The 20,095-nt window shown below is 34.0% G+C and carries 17 protein-coding genes; 12 read left to right on the top strand and 5 right to left on the bottom strand.

Annotated elements, in window-relative coordinates:
- Positions 1–370: 370 nt before the first annotated feature.
- Positions 371–712 carry a hypothetical protein gene (locus tag ACH6CY_RS12930; protein WP_374067745.1) on the top strand — a complete coding sequence of 114 codons (342 nt, stop codon included), beginning with the start codon at positions 371–373 and terminating at the stop codon, positions 710–712.
- Between the two features lie 648 nt (positions 713–1,360).
- Here ACH6CY_RS12930 and ACH6CY_RS12925 read toward each other — a convergent pair.
- Positions 1,361–1,600 (bottom strand): hypothetical protein, encoded by a 240-nt coding sequence (locus tag ACH6CY_RS12925; RefSeq protein WP_374067744.1) that lies wholly within the window; start codon positions 1,598–1,600, stop codon positions 1,361–1,363.
- A gap of 260 nt (positions 1,601–1,860) precedes the next feature.
- On the opposite strand from ACH6CY_RS12925, the gene ACH6CY_RS12920 reads away from it, so the two are divergent.
- A complete protein-coding gene (locus tag ACH6CY_RS12920; RefSeq protein WP_374067743.1) occupies positions 1,861–2,475 on the top strand; it encodes a hypothetical protein in 615 nt (204 codons plus the stop codon).
- Between the two features lie 292 nt (positions 2,476–2,767).
- Here ACH6CY_RS12920 and ACH6CY_RS12915 read toward each other — a convergent pair whose 3' ends face one another.
- The 3 genes from ACH6CY_RS12915 to ACH6CY_RS12905 form a co-directional block, all read right to left on the bottom strand.
- The gene (locus tag ACH6CY_RS12915; protein WP_374067742.1) at positions 2,768–3,490 is read right to left on the bottom strand and encodes a potassium channel family protein; all 723 of its coding nucleotides are present in this window, start codon (positions 3,488–3,490) and stop codon (positions 2,768–2,770) included.
- Positions 3,491–3,765: 275 nt separating this feature from the next.
- Positions 3,766–4,290 carry a dihydrofolate reductase family protein gene (locus ACH6CY_RS12910; protein WP_374067741.1) on the bottom strand — a complete coding sequence of 175 codons (525 nt, stop codon included), beginning with the start codon at positions 4,288–4,290 and terminating at the stop codon, positions 3,766–3,768.
- A gap of 136 nt (positions 4,291–4,426) precedes the next feature.
- Positions 4,427–6,481 carry a BMQ_0737 family morphogenetic spore coat protein gene (locus tag ACH6CY_RS12905; protein WP_374067740.1) on the bottom strand — a complete coding sequence of 685 codons (2,055 nt, stop codon included), beginning with the start codon at positions 6,479–6,481 and terminating at the stop codon, positions 4,427–4,429.
- A 229-nt stretch (positions 6,482–6,710) separates the two neighbouring features.
- On the opposite strand from ACH6CY_RS12905, the gene ACH6CY_RS12900 reads away from it, so the two are divergent.
- From ACH6CY_RS12900 to yihA, 7 genes are all read left to right on the top strand, one after another.
- Entirely contained in the window at positions 6,711–6,980 is a 270-nt protein-coding gene (locus ACH6CY_RS12900; protein WP_374067739.1) for a holin, read from the top strand.
- Positions 6,981–7,034: 54 nt separating this feature from the next.
- The gene (locus ACH6CY_RS12895) at positions 7,035–8,024 is read left to right on the top strand and encodes a hypothetical protein (RefSeq protein ID WP_374067738.1); all 990 of its coding nucleotides are present in this window, start codon (positions 7,035–7,037) and stop codon (positions 8,022–8,024) included.
- 150 nt (positions 8,025–8,174) lie between these two features.
- Positions 8,175–9,461 carry a trigger factor gene (gene tig, locus ACH6CY_RS12890; protein ID WP_374067737.1) on the top strand — a complete coding sequence of 429 codons (1,287 nt, stop codon included), beginning with the start codon at positions 8,175–8,177 and terminating at the stop codon, positions 9,459–9,461.
- 378 nt (positions 9,462–9,839) lie between these two features.
- Positions 9,840–11,117, top strand: a complete 1,278-nt coding sequence (clpX, locus tag ACH6CY_RS12885; protein WP_374067736.1) for an ATP-dependent protease ATP-binding subunit ClpX — start codon at positions 9,840–9,842, stop codon at positions 11,115–11,117.
- Between the two features lie 147 nt (positions 11,118–11,264).
- Positions 11,265–12,914, top strand: coding sequence for an ATP-dependent protease LonB (gene lonB / locus ACH6CY_RS12880; protein WP_374067735.1), 1,650 nt, complete (start codon positions 11,265–11,267; stop codon positions 12,912–12,914).
- Positions 12,915–12,942: 28 nt separating this feature from the next.
- Positions 12,943–15,279 carry an endopeptidase La gene (lon, locus tag ACH6CY_RS12875; RefSeq protein ID WP_374067734.1) on the top strand — a complete coding sequence of 779 codons (2,337 nt, stop codon included), beginning with the start codon at positions 12,943–12,945 and terminating at the stop codon, positions 15,277–15,279.
- Complete coding sequence (yihA, locus tag ACH6CY_RS12870) at positions 15,260–15,841, top strand: ribosome biogenesis GTP-binding protein YihA/YsxC (protein ID WP_374067733.1); 582 nt, start codon at positions 15,260–15,262, stop codon at positions 15,839–15,841. The genes lon and yihA overlap by 20 nt, the downstream gene beginning before the upstream one ends.
- A 385-nt stretch (positions 15,842–16,226) precedes the next feature.
- Here yihA and ACH6CY_RS12865 read toward each other — a convergent pair whose 3' ends face one another.
- A complete protein-coding gene (locus ACH6CY_RS12865) occupies positions 16,227–16,709 on the bottom strand; it encodes a LiaI-LiaF-like domain-containing protein (protein WP_374067732.1) in 483 nt (160 codons plus the stop codon).
- Positions 16,710–16,949: 240 nt separating this feature from the next.
- On the opposite strand from ACH6CY_RS12865, the gene hemA reads away from it, so the two are divergent.
- The 3 genes from hemA (at position 16,950) to ACH6CY_RS12850 (ending at position 20,095) form a co-directional block, all read left to right on the top strand.
- The gene (hemA, locus tag ACH6CY_RS12860) at positions 16,950–18,323 is read left to right on the top strand and encodes a glutamyl-tRNA reductase (protein ID WP_374067731.1); all 1,374 of its coding nucleotides are present in this window, start codon (positions 16,950–16,952) and stop codon (positions 18,321–18,323) included.
- A gap of 61 nt (positions 18,324–18,384) precedes the next feature.
- Positions 18,385–19,320 (top strand): hydroxymethylbilane synthase, encoded by a 936-nt coding sequence (gene hemC, locus ACH6CY_RS12855; protein WP_374067730.1) that lies wholly within the window; start codon positions 18,385–18,387, stop codon positions 19,318–19,320.
- Complete coding sequence (locus tag ACH6CY_RS12850; protein ID WP_374067729.1) at positions 19,313–20,095, top strand: uroporphyrinogen-III synthase; 783 nt, start codon at positions 19,313–19,315, stop codon at positions 20,093–20,095. Before hemC ends, ACH6CY_RS12850 begins: the two co-directional genes overlap by 8 nt.

The raw sequence follows: 20,095 nt of genomic DNA, 5'->3' as shown, positions 1-20,095 counted from the left end.
CAACACGATCCACAAATACAGGTAAACCTTAATCAGTGGTTTCTCAAAGGGTGTTGCATTTAATATTGCAATTTAGGCATATAAGTTAAAGAATATTTTCTTCATTGTCGGATCATTAAAGTACGTGATCACCAACACGATTTTACATACTTGTATTATGAAGATGAAGTAGAAGATTTAGACATGCTAGTATTGAAGCTGTTTGTACAAGAAAGAAGAGATCCGATTAGAATTGGCGTGTATGATATACCACTTTGATAATGCTCATGTATCGGGTAGTTTAGTCTAATAAATAAAATTAGAAAAAAGCGAAACTTTAGTTTGTTTATATTCGTATAATTATTATGACACTTGAAAGGCGGAATTTTTTATGTACAAAGTAAATGGTATAGAAGCTTATGAAGCACATAATCGAACTGAGTTATTAGCAGGTTTAGAGGCGAAATCTGATTATATCTTTATTAAAGGAGACTATTATAAGGAAGTAAAAAAGATTATGGATACTCATCTTCCAGAGCATGAAAGTATAGGAGTGGGATTAGGAAGTGCAGGTGTGTTATCAGTTCTTAATTATGCAATAGATGCAGTAAGAATTTCATTCAGTAATGCAGATAAAATGGATAAAAAAATTGACACAAAGTTAAATTTATTCAAGGTTAAAAAGATTACAGATGATGGTTTATTATTGAGCTTAAAGCAGTTAGATTATTAGAACTTGAACTTGAGACAAAACAAATGAAGGTAAGAACATTTGTAAATACAAAAAGCACCTGCTAATTAAAGTGGATCACATTTTAAGATAAAATAAAGCCACAAAATCCTTTTATAGACGGTTTTATGATATTTCGAGAAATAATAAAAAACTAGTGGTAACCGCTTTCTAAGCTGTGGGTTAGGAGTTCGAATCTCTCCTTGGACTCTAAAAAATAGCCTTAAAATCTTAAATTGTAAGGTTTTTTGTTTGTTCGAATAAAGTGATGCGTTCAGGGAGGGCAATATTTTGATGTACATCATGGTGTTATAACTAACTACAACAGTAAATAGCTTTATCAAAAGCGTCTTCTGGTATATAAATGAAATTATCTTTAATTTTATATGGAATATTGTTTCTTTCTAAGACTTCTAATGCTTCTTGGGTTAATACTTCTCCCTACCTTAGTATCTATTACTGGGTTTATATCTGATTCTAATTTAACTGTCCAATCAAAAAAATCAATTTCTTTATACATTTAAATCTATCCTTTCTATTTTAACTGTATTGCAGAACGATCTAAACATGTCTGTCATAATTTCTATAACTACTGATTTATCTATTAATGCTTAGTCGGTTGCCCTTATGTTAGTAACTAAATCATATAATTTAATACATCCATGGAATATTTGGGTATATTAAATTAAGGTTCTTATTGTCTAACTTTGCATTATTAAATAAAGAATCAACACTATCAAATGTTTGAGTATATGAATCACTTACTCTTGTCAGATGACACAACCCATCAGAGGTATGACTTATCCAATACTCCACATCATCAAAATCAAAATTTATTTCTTCACCAATTTTTACGAGTTCCTGCAGTTGTAAAAATTGTTGATCATTCATAAGATCACCTCATAAGGCTAAACTTAGTATGTTCAACACTTTTATCTAAACGATTTATTCATTAGATTTCGCATTATTTTATTAAGATTACCACAATTGTTATTTTTTGTGAATGTTTATTATGATTGTTTCTTATTGCATACACGTTAGAAAAGGCTATCTTTAATTTTAAATAGGATAAAAGTTCTGAATTATAATGGTAAAACAATCCAATTAATGATATAGTGTTAAGTAATGATAAATTAGGGGGAGAAATTAGTTTGAGAAAAATTGCACTTATATTATTTAGTATGATGTTATTTGGTTTGGTGGCTTGTAGTGACGAGGCCTCTAAAAATGATTCATCGAATAAAGACTCTGAGGGAACTGAACAAGCAAATAGTGAAGAAGATGAGAACGTAGAAGTAGATAAAAATTTATTAAGTGTGGAAGTAACTATCCCAGCTTCTATGGTAGATTCTGCTGAACAATCGATCGCCGACGCTGAAGAAGAGGGACTAAAAGTCAAAAAGAACGAAGATGGCAGTTTAACTTATAAAATGTCGAAAGCAAAGCATAAAGAAATGATGAACGAGTATAAGACTCAAATAGGTGAATCGATTGAAGAAATAACTTCAAGTGGTGATTATCCATCTATTCAAGACATTAAAGCAAATAAGGATTTCTCTAAGTTCACAATGACTGTAGAACAAGAAAAATTTGAAAACAGCTTGGATGGAATGGTTTCCTTCACGCTAGGAATATCAGGAATGTTTTATCAATTATTCGATGGGGTTTCACCAGAAGACTATGATGTGACAATCAATGTTGAAAATACGAATGGCGAAATATTGGATACAGTAAATTATCCGGAAGATATGGAAACGACTGAATAGTTTATATTAGCTCACTTTTTATAAGTGACTTAACACATTAATTTTTTGATATGATTGACGATTTAACATGCTCCCACAAAGTATAAAAAGGCGTTTGTGAATTTAAACTCACGAACGCCTTTCACAATCTAGCGATTACTAATATCTTTTCAATGCTCACGGTGGCTTTATTCCCATCATTAAATTAAATATTTTTCTTTTTGTTGTCTAAGTCCTAATTAACAGTATTATCATTTCCTGATCGAATATTGTAAGTAACTGAGGCGGAATAGGATTTCAGATAAGTTAAATATCAATAATGTGTATCACTTTTTCTTTTTTTTAGTTCATTTAAAAGTGAAATCATTTCATTTATATCTTCACTAGATAAATCTTCAAAATTATTCAGCTGGTCTTGAATAAATGAAACACTTTTTATTTTCACATTGTTTTCTTTTATGAAAAAAGTAGTTATAGAGCTTGTTAGCATTCCTATTAAACCTATCCCTACAATCATTAAAATAACCGCAACCACTCTACCAATTATGGTTGAAGGAGAAATGTCTCCATAGCCAACTGTGGTAGTTGTAACAATAGACCACCAAACCCCATCAGCAAATGATGTAATGTTTGGCTCAGAATACGTAACAATTAATGAAGAAATAAAAATTAGTGTAAAAGATGTATAGATAAGCTTATCTAAGCCGTTTGTTTTCAAAATCTTTAATAAGATAGGTGCATGATTTTTAGTTAAGAGGAATATCCGAACTAAGCGAATTGCTCTAGCGAATCTAGCAGTCTGGAAGATAGTACCTAGTGGAATAATTGCAATAATATCAAATATATTAGATTTTAAAAATTTCCATTTGTTTGTTGCGAAGATGAAGCGAATAAACACATCTAAAAATAGAATAAACCAAACTAACCTATCAAAATAAATAAATATTTTGTTATCTATCCATATGGTAGCGATAGAAGTTATTACTAGTAAAAGGATAAATATTTCATAAACAAGATTAATTTTGTTAAATTTCATTTTTTTATTCCTTACATTCAGGTTTGGCGATACAAAATTAGACTACTGCATATTCTAAAATGATTTAAGCAATAGAATAATAGAAAAAAAGCTATATACTAAATGAACTTAATTCGTATTTAACAGTTTAACTTTACCATATTATCAATTAAGAAGTAATAGTTAATTGTGTGATTGTTTATATTAAATTATAATTATGCTTCTTCAAAACTGAAAAAATATTAGAGTATAGATTGTTCATAAATAGCAAGTCGCGTACAAGAAAGATGTCTATCTCATCTTCTCGTATACGTAAAAATCGGCAATCCTTCTTTCACTGTATAATCTTTTAGCTGTAATGGAATAGTTGGATTGTTATCTTTGAATAAGCGTATCCCGCTACCAAGAATGATGGGTACAATACCAATAATATACTCATCCACTATATTCGCTTGAATAAAGTCTGCCGTTAAGGTACTTCCACCAAATAACCAAATATCTTTTCCTTCACGCTTTTGGAAATCTTGAACGAAAGTAACGATGTCTGTGTTTACAAATGCTACATTATTCTCATTCTTCTTATCATGAGAAGTAGCTACAATGATTTTATGATTAGCGAACGCCTCCATCGGACAATCTTCAAAAGATTTTCTTCCCATAACAATCGTATCGATTCGATCCATAAATTCAGGGAAACTGAAATCTTTTTCTGTATCAAGTTTGGTTTGGCCGTCTCCTTCGATCCAATCATAATTGCCATTCGCATCTGCTATATAGCCATCTAGACTTATGGCTAAATTAAGAATAATTTTTCTTTTCATACCGTTCACCTACTTAAATTTATTACGTGAAGTATAACATACAAAAGCCGCAAGAAACTAATTTAAAATTTTTGATTTCTTGCGGTTATTTTATGATTGTATTTATTGACTACTATTATAAGAGCTATCAAATACTCTATGGGCGCTCATCACAATCACCAATGAATGTAATTGGTGTAATTGGTGCTGTAAATGAAGTGGAAAATGTATTGCCATGCATATCTGTAGCATCTACTGTCCACGAACCAATATTGCCAGCACCTATTGTTAACGTAATGGTGACTTCATATATGCCGTCTGGTAAATAGTTTCCTGTCGCTGTCGCTATACCTCTTACGCTAGCAAATGTGTTTCCGTCGCATTCAATTTCTATTCTTCTACCGTTAATAAAATTAATTGTATTGTTATCATCTCCAAAGGAAACGTTAAAGTTGTCTACTGCTGGATTACACATTGGTGCATCGGTGAAGCATTGTATCGCCGTAACATTAATTGTACCTGATAAAGAAGATGGGACGCCATTTCTAGTAATATTAACAGTTGTTGGAGCCGCGCCGCCCTCAATACCAAATCTGAATTTGCATGGACATTCTACTTCAGGACATTCCACCTGCACAGCAATCGAGGTGGTTATTATTTCACCGTCTATGAACGTAGTAGCTGTAATGGTAGTAGAAAGGAGAGGTGTACCTTCTGGAATAGTTAGTGTAGTAGAGAATGTGCCGTCGGCGGCTGTTATTGCAGGATTCGGTGTGAACATACCTATGGATGGAAAATTGCTAAATTCAATAATTGCTCCATCAACAGGTATGCCATCACAAATTAAAAAGCCAGTAATAATCCCCTCACAGGATATGATCGCATCTGCATTTAATTCTAAAAAGCAATCTCGTTCACAGGAAACAATTACATTGATAGATGTAGTTAGTAAATCTCCATCCACTGTAGCAGAAGCGGTTATTTCAACATTTGTTGGTGGTGTACCAGCAGGGACGTTTACAGCAGATATATAATTGCCATTTTCATCTGTAAAGACAGGGTTAGGATCGAAAGTCACAATTGCAGGATTCGCAGTTAAGGTAACTTCAACATTAGGAATGAATAAATCACCACACCGCACGTTACCACTAATTACATCATTACATTCAATTACATCCGGGCCAAAGAGTGTTAATTCACATGGTTCGACTGGACATTGAGCAATGGTAGGTAGTGATACAGTTAGCAGTTTATCATCTACCATTGTACTTGCAATAATTTCAACCTCTGTTGGATCTGTGCCAGCAGGAACAGTTATCGTACTGGTGAAATTCCCAAATGCATCGGAAACGGTTGGATTAGGAGAGAAAGAAACGATATTTGGTGAGGCGGATAAATTTATTATGGCTCCTTCTATAGGCGCATCATCACAAGTGATTGTACCAGATATTGTTCCTTCGCATACAATTACAGCTGGCACAAACAAATCTAGTGAGCATATGTTACAAACAAAAGGAACTTGTTCTGCACTTTTTCTAAGGGTTATCGTGGATTGTCGTATAACCCAATCGTATACTTTTGGTACATGGACACATATTTTGTCTTCCTTTTTACAATCTCCCCAGCTCAATTCTTCAGCAATGACAGGTTGCATATCTTGATTATGTTGATCTAAATGATTGCAATTTGAAGGGATACTAGGTGTGATACAACGTTTATCTATGATTTGTTCTCTAGGCTGACATAACCTTTCATCGACTTCAATTGTAGTATCTGTCACTGATTGAATGCTTTGACAGATATCTAGATGGACTTGTACCGATCGATAATTGTTGTTTTGACAATTGATCGTTGCTGAACAATTAAAGTCAGTAATTTTGCACGCTATATCTGTTCCTTTCGGTGCACAGAGTAATAGATTTTCAACCTTATGAAAGGGGATAGGATCTGATAAACAAGTATCCATTTCATTTGACACTTTAATAACGATATAACCTGATTTTTGAATCACCACTTTCTGTAATGTCACTTCTTTTCCAGACGGTAAGGTAACGGGCACATCTTCTCTTTCATTAGAGTTTCTTTTTATTTCCCGACATACATTTGACGAAGAATCGAAGGGATCAATTGGTTCGCCATTACTATTGCTCAAATAACACGAGACAATTCCTCCGCTATTTAATACATCACATAATACAGCCAAATCACTCACCTACTTTTACATATTTAGTACTAAAAGCAGTATATGAATATTAAAAAAAATAGGAAAGGTATCTGTCTATTCTAAATAAAAATGATGATCATTTTTTTGGATTTTAAAAGCAGAAGGAAAAGAATTAGTAATAGAGAAATATACATTATGCACTTAAATCATAAAAACATTCTAATCCATATTCATTTTCCATTCTTTTTTGTCGTATGCTATAGTGGAGGTGGGTATAGTGGATCAAGTGTTGATGTTTGCTACGGTATTAATTCCGATTGTTACTTCAATAGTTGAATTGATCAAAAAGACAGTTTATTTGCCGAAAAATTGGATACCGATGATTAGTTTTATTATTGGTCTGATTATAGGTGCAATTGCCTATCCTTTTACGGAAATGGAATTAGTACTAAGATTATGGTCAGGGGGATTTGCAGGATTATCTGCTACCGGATTGTTTGAAGTTGTGAATAAAAGGGAAGGTATGACTAAAGAAAAAAGTAAATAAAAGTGAAAGGATACCACGATTCTAAAAAATTAGAACTGAGAGTAGGAATGTTTCATGGAAACACATGATAAAAAAATTGTTTTATTTCCTAGATGGAAGGATGAGATTGAAGGAAAAGCGTTTCAATTCATACGCGAAAAAAAATTTAATGAAGCATTAGAAAATCTCAATTTATTACTTGAGTATCAAGAAACAAATCAAGAAGTAGATATTGCTAGATTAACTTGTTTAATTGAATTAGGAAGGCAACACGAAGCTGAGGTATTGTGTGAAGAGTTACTTGCTAAGAAAGACGATTATTACTTTGCTTATGTACATATCTATGCAACTTTGCTGTTTCAAGCGAATAAGTATCAAGATGTTTCCTTCTTAATAGACGAAGTATTTGAGGAAGAACAAACGGTACCTGAGCCTTATTCATCTCAATTAAATACACTGTACCAGTTGAACGAGTCGTTGCTTAAGGAGCAAACGGATAAACAAATTTCTGCAACGTTATCTAAATTAAAAGATGCGATCCAAAAGCAAGATGATGTTTTACAATGGCACCTTGTAAATCATTTGCACCATAGCGATATCTCATCATTCCTTGCATTATTTAAGGATATGTTAAAAAATAATGCCATCAATCCAATGGTCAAAACAGTAATTATCGGCTTGTTACAAGCGAACATGTGTAATGATGAGGTAACGATTTGCAAATTTTCACAAACTACATATATTAATCCGAATACTTTTCCATACATGACAGATCATCCAATTTATAAGAAAATAAAGAAAGAACTAGAAGAAATAGAACAGAAAAATCCATCATTGTATGAATTAGCAGATCAAATGCTTTATCGTTATTTTTTTGTTGTCTATCCATTTGTTTTAAATGACAAAAACATGTTACATATTAAAGATGCAATTATTTATTTAAGTTCTGTCTCTTTTATGGATGAAAAAACACTACAGGACGAATATGTAAGTGAAACACTTTCGCTATACATAGAAGACCTTTTATATTATGAAAAAGTATACTTTTCATTAATGAAAAAATAGTTTTACGTTCCCAATGAGTAAATCTTGAAAGGGAGCATGTTTATGTTATAATAAAGTGGTTGTAATTTGCGTTCGGTCTCGTATAGCAGAATCGTACTTTGAATGAACGGCAAATAGAATTTATATAAGATGTTTATGGAGGGAAATAAAATGACAGCTAAATGGGAAAAACAAGAAGGCAACAAAGGCCTTTTAACTGTTGAAGTGGATGCAGAACAATTTAATCAAGCATTAGATGAAGCATTCAAAAAAGTAGTGAAAGATGTTCAATTACCAGGTTTCCGTAAAGGGCGTGTACCTCGTGGGTTGTTTGAACAACGCTTTGGCGTGGAATCTTTATACCAAGATGCGGTGGACATTATTTTACCAGAAGCATATGCGAGTGCAATTGATGAAACCGGAATTGAGCCAATTGATCAGCCAGAAGTAGATATTACACAAATTGAAAAAGGTCAGCCACTAATTTTTACAGCAACGGTTGAAGTAAAACCAGAGGTGACTTTAGGTGAGTATAAAGGATTAGAAATCGAAGAAGTATCTGTTGAAGTAACAGATGAAGATGTAGCGCATGAATTAGAGAATAAGCGCGAACAACAAGCAGAATTAGTTGTAAAAGAAGAAGGGAAAGCAGAAGACGGTGACACCGTTGTCATTGATTTTGAAGGTTTTGTTGATGGAGAAGCTTTCGAAGGTGGAGCTGCAGAGAATCATTCATTAGAAATCGGATCAGGTTCATTTATTCCTGGTTTTGAAGAACAGTTAGTTGGAAAAGAAACTGGTGAAGAACTAGAAGTAACAGTAACTTTCCCAGAAGAATATCATGCAGAAGATTTAGCTGGAAAAGAAGCTACTTTTAAAGTGAAAATTCATGAAATCAAAGCAAAAGAATTACCAGAGATGGATGATGAATTTGCTAAAGATGTAGATGAAGAAGTAGAAACACTAGACGAGTTAAAGAAAAAAACAAAAGAGCGTTTAGAAGAGCAAAAACAAACAGAAGCAGATAATAACAAACGTGAATCATTAATCAATCAAGCATCTGAAAATGCAACCGTTGAAATTCCAGATGCTATGATTAAATCAGAATTGGATCGTATGATTCGTGAGTTTGAACAAAGGCTTCAAATGCAAGGTATGACTATGGATATGTATTACCAATTCTCAGGCCAAGATGAAAATGCATTGAAAGAGCAAATGAAGCAAGATGCAACAAATCGTGTAAAAACAAACCTTGTATTAGAAGCAATTTCTGATGCTGAAACGCTAGAAGTAACAGAAGAAGACATTAAGGAAGAACTAGAAACAATGGCTAGCATGTATCAAGTAGATGTGGAGCAATTAACTCAAATGCTAGGTGGTAATACAAACATGATTAAAGAAGACCTAAAATTTAAGAAGGCAATTGACTTCTTAGTGGAAAATAGTACAACAAAGTAAGTAACTATTGAGAAACAAGGCATAGGCTGTCTTGTTTCTCTACATAATATAAACAAATCTACATATAGCATATATTAGTTGACAAATATTTGATTTTATACATAATGAAGTATACCTTGTTTTTAAATACCAAAAACCTTGTCGTATTCGATTAACATGATGATCTTTCCATTAATATGTTTTTAATACATCAATGTTCTAATGATTCGTAGGTTTATTGAATGATTGCAATGGAGACACTAAATAGAATAGATGATAGAGTGTTTTATTTTGTTTAGGTGCTTTTATCTGATATGATGTGAAAAAGAGGTAATAGGGAATAATATGCATGATCTGTTTCCTGTTTCAGTAGATACTTACACTTGAGGGGTGAAATAGATGTATAAGTTTAATGAAGAAAAAGGACAATTGAAATGTTCGTTTTGTGGAAAAAGCCAAGATCAAGTACGTAAACTAGTTGCTGGTCCGGGCGTTTATATATGTGATGAATGTATAGAATTATGCACAGAAATTGTTGAAGAAGAATTAGGATCTGAGGAAGAAGTAGAGTTCACTGAAATTCCAAAACCACAAGAAATCCGAAAGACGCTTGATGATTATGTTATTGGTCAAGATAAAGCGAAAAAGAACCTGTCTGTAGCAGTCTATAATCACTATAAACGTATCAATGCACCAAAAGTAACTGACGATGTAGAACTAGCGAAAAGTAATATTGCGATGATTGGGCCAACAGGTAGTGGTAAAACATTATTAGCTCAAACATTAGCTCGTATTATTAATGTACCTTTTGCAATTGCAGATGCAACATCATTAACTGAGGCTGGTTATGTTGGGGAAGATGTGGAGAACATCCTACTTAAACTAATTCAAGCAGCAGATTATGATGTGGAAAAAGCTGAAAAAGGTATTATTTATATTGATGAAATTGATAAAGTAGCACGAAAATCAGAAAATCCTTCCATTACACGTGATGTGTCTGGTGAAGGAGTACAACAAGCTTTATTAAAAATATTAGAAGGTACTACTGCTAGTGTTCCTCCACAAGGTGGTAGAAAGCACCCACATCAAGAGTTTATTCAAATTGATACAACAAATATTTTGTTTATTTGTGGTGGTGCATTTGATGGGATTGAACAAATTATTAAAAGCCGCCTAGGCAAGAAAGTGATTGGTTTCGGTGCCGGGTCGGAAACAGATGATTTAGATAAAGGTGCATTATTAGCTAAAGTACTTCCAGAAGATATGCTTCGCTTTGGGTTAATACCTGAATTCATTGGACGTCTACCTGTAATTGGAAGCTTAGAACCATTAGATGAAAGTGCGTTGATTGAGATCTTAACAAAACCAAAAAATGCACTTGTGAAACAATATGGAAAATTATTTGACATGGATAATGTTGAGCTTGAATTTGAAGAGGAAGCATTAAAGGAAATTGCTAAACTCGCCATTGAACGCAAGACAGGTGCTCGTGGTTTACGCTCTATTATCGAAAACATTATGCTAGACGTAATGTATGAACTGCCATCACGCGATGACATTGCTAAATGTATTATTACGAAAGATACAGTGACGATAGAAAATGGTCATCCAAAGTTAATTCTAGAGGATGGGTCAGTAAAAGATAACAACAAACAGTCTCCAAAAGAAAGTGCGTAACTTTTGCTAATACAAAGTGTTAGAGATCCCTTGTTATGTAGATAGCAAGGGATTTCTAGTACATATAAAGGAGTTCTAAATAAACGGTTTAGCTTCTATATTTGCGGAAATACTAACAAGTATCATTTATATTAACGGAGGTTAAAAATGGGACTTGTTACGTTGATTGTTATTGTGCAGCTTTTTTTTGGAGCTATTGTAGGATTGTATTTCTGGAATTTACTTAGGCGTCAACGCACAACTAAAAATGGAGTTGTAAGAGAATCTAAAAAAGAGTTAGAAAAGTTACAATTAATGAGACAAACGCAATTAACTATGCCATTGTCTGAGAAAATACGGCCTACAACATTAGAGGATGTAGTTGGACAACAAACGGGAATTGAGGCCTTACGGGCAGCTATTTGTCATAGCAACCCACAACACGTTATAATATATGGCCCCCCCGGTATTGGTAAGACTGCAGCGGCTCGATTAGTATTAGAAGAAGCGAAGAAAAATAGTGATTCACCTTTTTCAAACAACGCACCTTTTATTGAGCTAGATGCAACAACTGCTAGGTTTGATGAAAGAGGTATTGCTGATCCGCTAATTGGCTCGGTACACGATCCGATATATCAGGGTGCAGGAGCAATGGGACAAGCGGGTATTCCACAACCAAAAAAAGGAGCTGTCTCTCAGGCGCATGGTGGGATTTTATTTATAGATGAAATCGGAGAATTACATCCGACACAAATGAATAAACTGCTTAAAGTCTTAGAAGATAGAAAAGTAATATTTGAAAGTGCTTATTATAGTGAAGAAAATGAACAAATACCGAAACATATTCATCAAATATTTTCAGAAGGTTTACCTGCTGATTTCCGTTTAATAGGTGCAACGACTAGAATGCCTGATGAAATAGCGCCAGCAATTCGTTCAAGATGTTTAGAGATATATTTTAAAGAATTAGATCAAGGTGATATGAGGTTAATCGGGACAAGAGCATGCGAAAAAATCGGAAGTAGTTTAACTAATATGGCATTAGATCTGTTAACGATGTATGCGAAAAACGGACGAGAAGCTGTAAATATGATACAAATTGCTTCTACAGTTGCAAAAAATAAAAATAGACAACAAATTACCGAAATAGATATAAATTGGGTTGCTGATGTAAGTCGGTTAACACCTAAAATGACACAACGCGTTTTATCAGAAACGCAAGTTGGAAAGATTAATGGACTAGGCGTGACAGGCCCAAGTACAGGTCAATTACTTCCGATTGAAGTATTAACACTTCCAACTACAAGTAAAGGTTGCATTACAATTACGGGTATTGCTGAAGAAGAAACGTTAGGTACGAAAAGTAAGTCAATTAAACGAAAAAGTATGGCTAGATCTTCTGTTGAAACAGTAATCACTTACTTAAAGTCAATTGGAGTACCAGCTCATCAATATGATATTCATATTAATTTTCCAGGTGGCACACCAGTGGATGGGCCTTCAGCAGGAATGGCAATTGCATTAGCTATTTACTCATGTATGAAAAAAACACCAATCAACCATCAAGTAGCTGTTACTGGAGAAATCAGTTTATATGGGGAAATTCGTCCGGTAGGAGGAGTCCCGGTGAAAGTGAAAGCAGCACAACAAGCTGGTGCTAAAATTGCACTTGTCCCTAAGGGAAATATAGATACGTTGTCTCAAAGTGATAATCGTATACAGGTTATACCTATTACTACATTTAAGGAAGCGTTACCTTATGTACTACAATCTGAAATAGATAAAGAAGAAATGAATATAAGGAAGAAACTAAGTTAAATGATGAGTAATGCATTGGAGGGATTATATGTCACAAAAAAATCACACAAAGTTACCACTCCTCCCATTACGAGGACTTTTAGTGTTTCCATCAATGGTGGTGCATTTAGACGTGGGGAGAGAACGATCTGTGCAAGCACTAGAAAAAGCAATGATGGAAGAAAATAAAATTTTTTTAGTTGCACAAAAAGAAAGCAGTGTAGAGAACCCTACAAAAGATGATTTGTATCAAATAGGTACCATTGCATACGTTAAACAAATGCTAAAGTTGCCCAATGGTACTTTTCGGGTTTTAGTCGAAGGATTAGACCGAGGAAAAATAAAGAAAATTAGTGATGATGAAATGTTGATTGCTGATGTGGAAAAATTAGTAGATGTCCATGTGGAGACAAATGAAGAAGATGCGTTAAGACGTTCATTGCTTACCCAATTTGAGGCATACATACAAGTATCAACAAAATTAACCAAAGAAACATACCATACTGTTCAAGATATTGAGCAGCCAGGAAGATTAGCTGATATTATTACTTCACATTTAACATTAAAATTAAAAGTTAAACAAGAGTTATTAGAAACGATCAATATAAAAAATCGTCTTCAACAATTAATTTATCTTATTTCAAATGAGCGAGAAGTATTATCACTGGAAAGAAAAATTGGTCAACGCGTGAAAAAGTCAATGGAGAAAACGCAAAAAGAATATTACTTACGTGAGCAAATGCGTGCTATTCAAAAAGAATTAGGTGACCAGGATGGCAAGACAGGCGATGTAGCAAATTTAAAAGATAAAATTGAAGCATCTGATATGCCAGAGCGCATAGAAGAAGTAGCTTTGAAAGAATTGAAACGTTTTGAAAAAATCCCACAAACATCGGCTGAAAGTTCTGTCATACGTAATTATATCGAATGGTTAATATCTATACCATGGACGAAAGAAACAGAAGATAATTTAGAGTTAAATCATGCTGAATCAATTTTAAATAATGACCACTATGGTTTAGACAAAGTGAAAGAACGTATATTGGAATATTTAGCTGTGCAACACCTTACACAATCATTAAAAGGGCCAATTCTTTGCTTAGTTGGTCCGCCGGGCGTCGGTAAAACATCCTTAGCGCAATCTATTGCCCGGGCAATAAATCGTAAGTTTGTTCGGATTTCCTTAGGTGGTGTTCGTGATGAAGCAGAAATTAGAGGTCACCGTCGAACTTATATTGGGGCAATGCCGGGACGAATCATGCAAGGAATGAAAAAAGCCGAGACAATTAACCCTGTTTTCTTATTAGATGAAATTGATAAAATGGCAAATGATTTTCGTGGTGACCCTTCTTCTGCGATGTTAGAAGTGCTTGATCCAGAGCAAAATCACAATTTTAGTGATCATTTCATTGAAGAGACTTATGATTTATCTAAAGTAATGTTTATTGCAACAGCGAATAATTTACAAACTATTCCACGTCCGTTGTTAGATCGTATGGAAATTATCTCACTTGGTGGCTATACTGAAGTAGAGAAGCAATATATTGCAAAAGATCATTTGTTGCCAAAACAAATAAAAGAAAATGGTTTAAAAAAGGGGCAACTGCAGTTAAGAGAAGATGCATTATTAAAATTAATTCGACGTTATACAAGAGAAGCAGGGGTAAGAGGTTTAGAACGCCAAATTGCATCCTTGTGTCGAAAAACTGCTAAAATCATTATTTCTGAAGAGCGAAAAAAAATCATTGTAACAGAAAAGCAACTTGAAGCATTATTAGGCAAGCCGATGTTCCGTTATGGTATGATAGAAGAAGAAGATCAAGTTGGAGCAGCTACAGGCTTAGCTTACACCGCAGCTGGTGGAGATACACTTTCTATAGAAGTTAGTATTGTACCGGGAAAGGGAAAGCTAACGCTGACAGGTAAATTGGGCGATGTAATGAAAGAATCTGCTCAAGCAGCGTTTAGTTATGTTCGCTCTAGAGCAGACAAATTTTCGATTGATCCAGCATTTCATCAAAATAATGATATTCATATCCATGTTCCAGAAGGTGCTACACCAAAAGATGGTCCTTCTGCCGGTATTACGATTGCGACTGCTTTAGTATCTGCGCTTACTAATCGCGCTGTCCGTAAAGAAGTTGGAATGACCGGAGAAATTACTTTGCGTGGGAGGGTACTTCCGATTGGCGGTCTAAAAGAAAAAACACTTAGTGCACATCGAGCTGGTATTACGACCATTATTATGCCAAAAGATAATGAAAAAGATTTAGAGGATATCCCGGATAGTGTAAAAAAAGAGCTTACCTTTATTACAGTACAACATTTGGATACTGTATTAGAACATGCATTAATGGGGGATGAAAATGAAAGTAACCAAAGCTGAGATAGTAATTAGTGCTGTTGCAAAAAAACAATACCCGGCAGATCCTATATCAGAAATTGCATTGGCTGGGCGATCCAATGTTGGGAAATCATCTTTTATTAACAAGCTGATTAACCGAAAGGCATTGGCACGAACTTCCTCAAAGCCAGGGAAAACACAAACATTAAATTTTTATAAAATTAATGATGTATTTCATTTTGTTGATGTTCCAGGATACGGGTATGCCAAAGTTTCTAAGAAAGAACGAGAAGTTTGGGGTAAAATGATGGAAGAGTATTTTTCTACACGTGAGCAATTAAAAGCAACGTTGCTTATTGTTGATATTAGACATCAACCAACTAGTGATGATATAGCAATGTATGACTTTCTAAAATTTCACCAAATTCCTGTTATTGTTATAGCAACTAAATTGGACAAGATTAAAAAATCACAAGTATCTAAGCATGTGCAACGTGTCAAAGACACATTGGAAATAGAACAGGAAGATCAAGTGATTCCTTTTTCTGCAGAAACTGCACAAGGAAAAGAAGAAGCGTGGAGAGCAATTCAATCTTACTTGTAGAAAGTAATCTAGCAAATAACATAATCATAGAAATAAGGCAGTTTCAATCGTCACGATGTAGTGATTTTTGAAGCTGCCTTGTTTTCCGTAAAATAGTTTTCAGCCTATTCTATGTGCATTGTAAATGAAAGCTATCTTTAATCAAAGTGTGATTAAAGATAGCGTAGACGACATAATTGACTGATCTATACTTGCGTTCCAAGTGAAAATAACACATACCTTTAGCTCGCGCTTTGCTAAAAGAGAGTATATTTTTGAAGCAATGATTAAACTTTAATATTAGTAGCGTTTGTTCATGTTTTCATTTAACGAGTCGTGTTTTACCATTAGCTCTTTGTCTTGTTTCTTATATTAACTACCGTGTTATTTCGCTTTATATCACGCTTTACTTCTTTTTAAACAATAAATAAAAACCTAATATTACTAGTGCTAATGGCCAAAAAGATTCTAAAAATGACATAGATGAATTAATCCAATAAAACCAACTCGGTTTATTTGAAGCAAAGATAGCAAACAGAGATAACCCGATTAATAGTAAACCAGGAAATAAGCCAGACTTCGTTTTTTGATAGCGAATCATAAAAGCAAGACCAATGATTAGTGTGTAAACTCCCCAATGATCAATCCAAAATCCATAGTATTTTACTCCATGAAAATGAATCCCTAGTCCTAAAAGAACAGCACCTGGGAATAATTTATCATAATCGTTAGCCATATAAGCGTGTAACAAAAAGGCTACACCTAAAATGATCAGCAAGGTTGGCCAAGAATAAAAGTCAGTAATAATTGGTAATTTAAGTTGTTTTAATAAGAAGTATCCACCGATACCAATCAATAAAAAAGCTGTTAATGAATGTTGTTTGCGCATATGCCTCTCCTTATTTATAATAGTTATTATATAATATTAGTTTCTTGATTATGACTGATAGATATGATAAAGTACATAAGTATTGAATAATAGATCAACACTATTTATATATTTTATCATAGCAGAAATCATTATTGGAAAATAATTAAATGTACTGTAAAGAAGATTAAATTTTTATAATTAAAACAAAAGAAGTTAGTCATGTAATATATAGTTACAAAATACTTGGGGGTAGATAGTGTGCATATCCTTATGGTTGGTGTTAATTTTCGAACTGCTCCAATTGAAATACGTGAAAAGCTCACGTTTCATCAAGATAAACTCATTGACGCAATCCAAAAACTAAATCAACAAAAGAGTGTGTTAGAAAATGTGATTATTTCCACATGTAATCGAACAGAGTTATATGCAGTTGTCGATCAATTACACACAGGTAGATACTACCTTAAACAATTTTTAGCAAATTGGTTTGGGATGGAGAAGGACGTTTTTTCCTCTCACTTAGTAATATATGAAAATGATGGAGCAAAAGAGCATTTGTTCCGCGTAACAGCAGGTCTTGATTCCATGGTTGTTGGTGAAACGCAAATATTAGGTCAAGTCAAGCATGCTTTTCATTTGGCTCAATCTAAACAAGCGACAGGAACGGTTTTTAATCAGTTATTTAAACAAGCTGTTACATTAGCAAAGCGCGCACATAAAGAAACAGGAATTAGTGATCATCCTGTATCAATTAGTTATGCAGCAGTTAGTCTAATTAAAAAGTTGTTTTACGACATGACATCAAAACATATTACCATATTAGGTGCGGGTAAAATGGGTGAATTAGCAGCGAAAAATCTATATGATTCTGGTATCGAAACATTGACAGTAGTGAATCGGTCGCTTGAGAAAGCGCAAGTGTTAGCACAGCAATTTAATGGACAAGCACTTACCACTGCGCAATTAAGTCAAACATTGTTAGAAACAGATATTTTTATTAGTTCAACTAATGCAGACCATTTTGTTCTTACTAAGCATACACTTGGGTCAGTGATGGAAGAACGCAAACCTGATCGCCCATTAGTAATGATAGATATTGCCGTTCCAAGAGATATAGATCCTGAAATAGCAAGCATGGATAATATTTATTTGTATGACATTGATGATTTACAAGATGTTGTTGATAATAATATTTCACAGAGAAAGCAAGCATCTGATAAAATTGAATTAATGATCGAAGGGGAAATTGTAGCGTTTAATCAATGGTTGAACAGATTAGGCGTTGTGCCTATTATTTCATCATTACGAGAACATGCACTTACTATACAAGCAGAAACAATGGATAGTATTGAACGAAAAATCCCTGATCTAACAGACCGTGAAAGAAAAGTAATTAGCAAGCATACGAAAAGTATTATTAATCAATTATTGAAAAAACCAGTATCAGAAGCAAAAGAATTAGCTGTTGAACCCCATGCAACAGAAGCTTTAGCACTTTTTGTGAAAATATTTGGTATAGAAGATCTAGTTAATCAAAAAATTAAAGAACAGATGAAACAAAATAATGTTATTCCATTAAAAGCAGATAGTAACCAATCAGAGAAAGTATTAGAAACCGTTGCAACGCACTAGTCTATACCCCGCCCTTAAAAAGGTGGGGTATTATCCTATTACGAACAAAGGGTGATGAAATATGCGCAAGATTATTATTGGCTCACGTAAAAGTGAATTAGCAATAACACAAACTGAATGGGTAATTGGCAAATTAAAAGCTGCTGGAGCACCGTTTACTTTTGAAATAAAAAGAATCACAACAAAAGGTGATAAAATTTTAAATGTTACTTTATCAAAAGTCGGGGGGAAAGGGTTATTTGTAAAGGAAATAGAACAAGCCATGTACAATGAAGAGATTGATATGGCGGTACATAGTATGAAAGATATGCCGGCAGCTGTTGCAGAAGGCTTAACGATTGGGACTATTCCAGAACGAGAAGACCATCGGGATGCTTTAATTTCAAAAAAACATGAAAAATTAATGGATCTACCAAAAGGTGCAATTGTTGGGACTAGTAGTTTGCGTAGAAGCTCGCAGATTCTTGCTGCTCGTCCTGATTTACAAATTAAGTGGATACGAGGAAATATAGGTACACGTCTTCGAAAATTAAAGGAAGAAGATTTTGATGCGATTATATTAGCGGCTGCAGGCCTAAATAGAGTCGGCTGGAGTCAAGCCATTGTAACAGAATATTTAGAGCCTACTATAAGTGTACCAGCAATTGGTCAAGGTGCATTAGCAATTGAATGTCGTGAAACAGATAAAGAATTAATTAGCTGGCTAGAGAAAATTAGAGATGAAGAAACAACTAATACAGTAATTGCAGAACGCACCTTCTTACATAGGATGGAAGGAGGATGTTCTGTACCGATTGCTGGCTATGCAAAAATAGACAAAAATGAGGTCGTGCTATCAGCATTAGTTGCTACACCTGATGGGAAGACCGTTTTACATGAAGAGGTAAAAGGTAAGGACCCAGTTCAAGTAGGTGAACATGCTGCTAAACTTTTAAAAGAAAGAGGAGCACAAGCAATCATTGATCAAGTGAAGCGGGAGCTATCTGAAAATGAATGATGGACTGAAAGGAAAAAAAATCCTTGTTACCCGATCAATCGATCAGGCACAATCGATGATGGAGAGTCTTTCTGCTATGGATGCCGAACCAAAGCATGTTCCATTAATAACCTTTCAGACGAAATATAGTGATGAGAATAGAAAAAAAATACAACAAGTAAATGATTATGATTGGATTTTTTTCACAAGTGCAAATGGTGTCCGTTTTTTCTTTGACAATATGCAATACTATCAAATGTGTGATTTACAACTGAAAGATGTAAAACTTGCAGCTATAGGGGAAAAAACAGAACAAACATTAGAGTTCTATGGATATCAAGCGAATTTTGTACCAAGTCAGTATCAAGCAACAGAAATGGCAAATCAATTTGTCGAACAGTTTGGTAGAGAGAAACATGTTTTGTTAGCTTTAGGAAATCAATCTTCTTTAGAGGTGAAGAAAGTATTAACAAATGAAGCAGTTAAAACAGATGTGATATTTGTGTATGAGACAATATATGACATGGCATACCAAGAGGAATTAAAAAAGTGGATACAACAAGATAAGCTAGATGTGTACACATTTACTAGCCCTTCCACTGTATATTCTTTTAACGAGCAAACAAAAGATATCCCTAATCAAACAGCATATGTTAAACGAAATAGACTATGCGTTTGTATTGGTACAACAACAGAAGAGGCTGCTTTAGCTAGTGGCTTTCAGCAGGTATTCATACCAAAAAAATTTACTGCAGAAGAGATGATTCAAATCATTTCCGAGTATTTTTCAAACTGA

The organism is Paraliobacillus sp. JSM ZJ581, assembly GCF_044383835.1.
GTDB lineage: Bacteria > Bacillota > Bacilli > Bacillales > Amphibacillaceae > Paraliobacillus.
The sequence above is the reverse complement of the archived record's forward strand: the minus strand, read 5'-3'. Positions and strand labels throughout refer to the sequence as shown.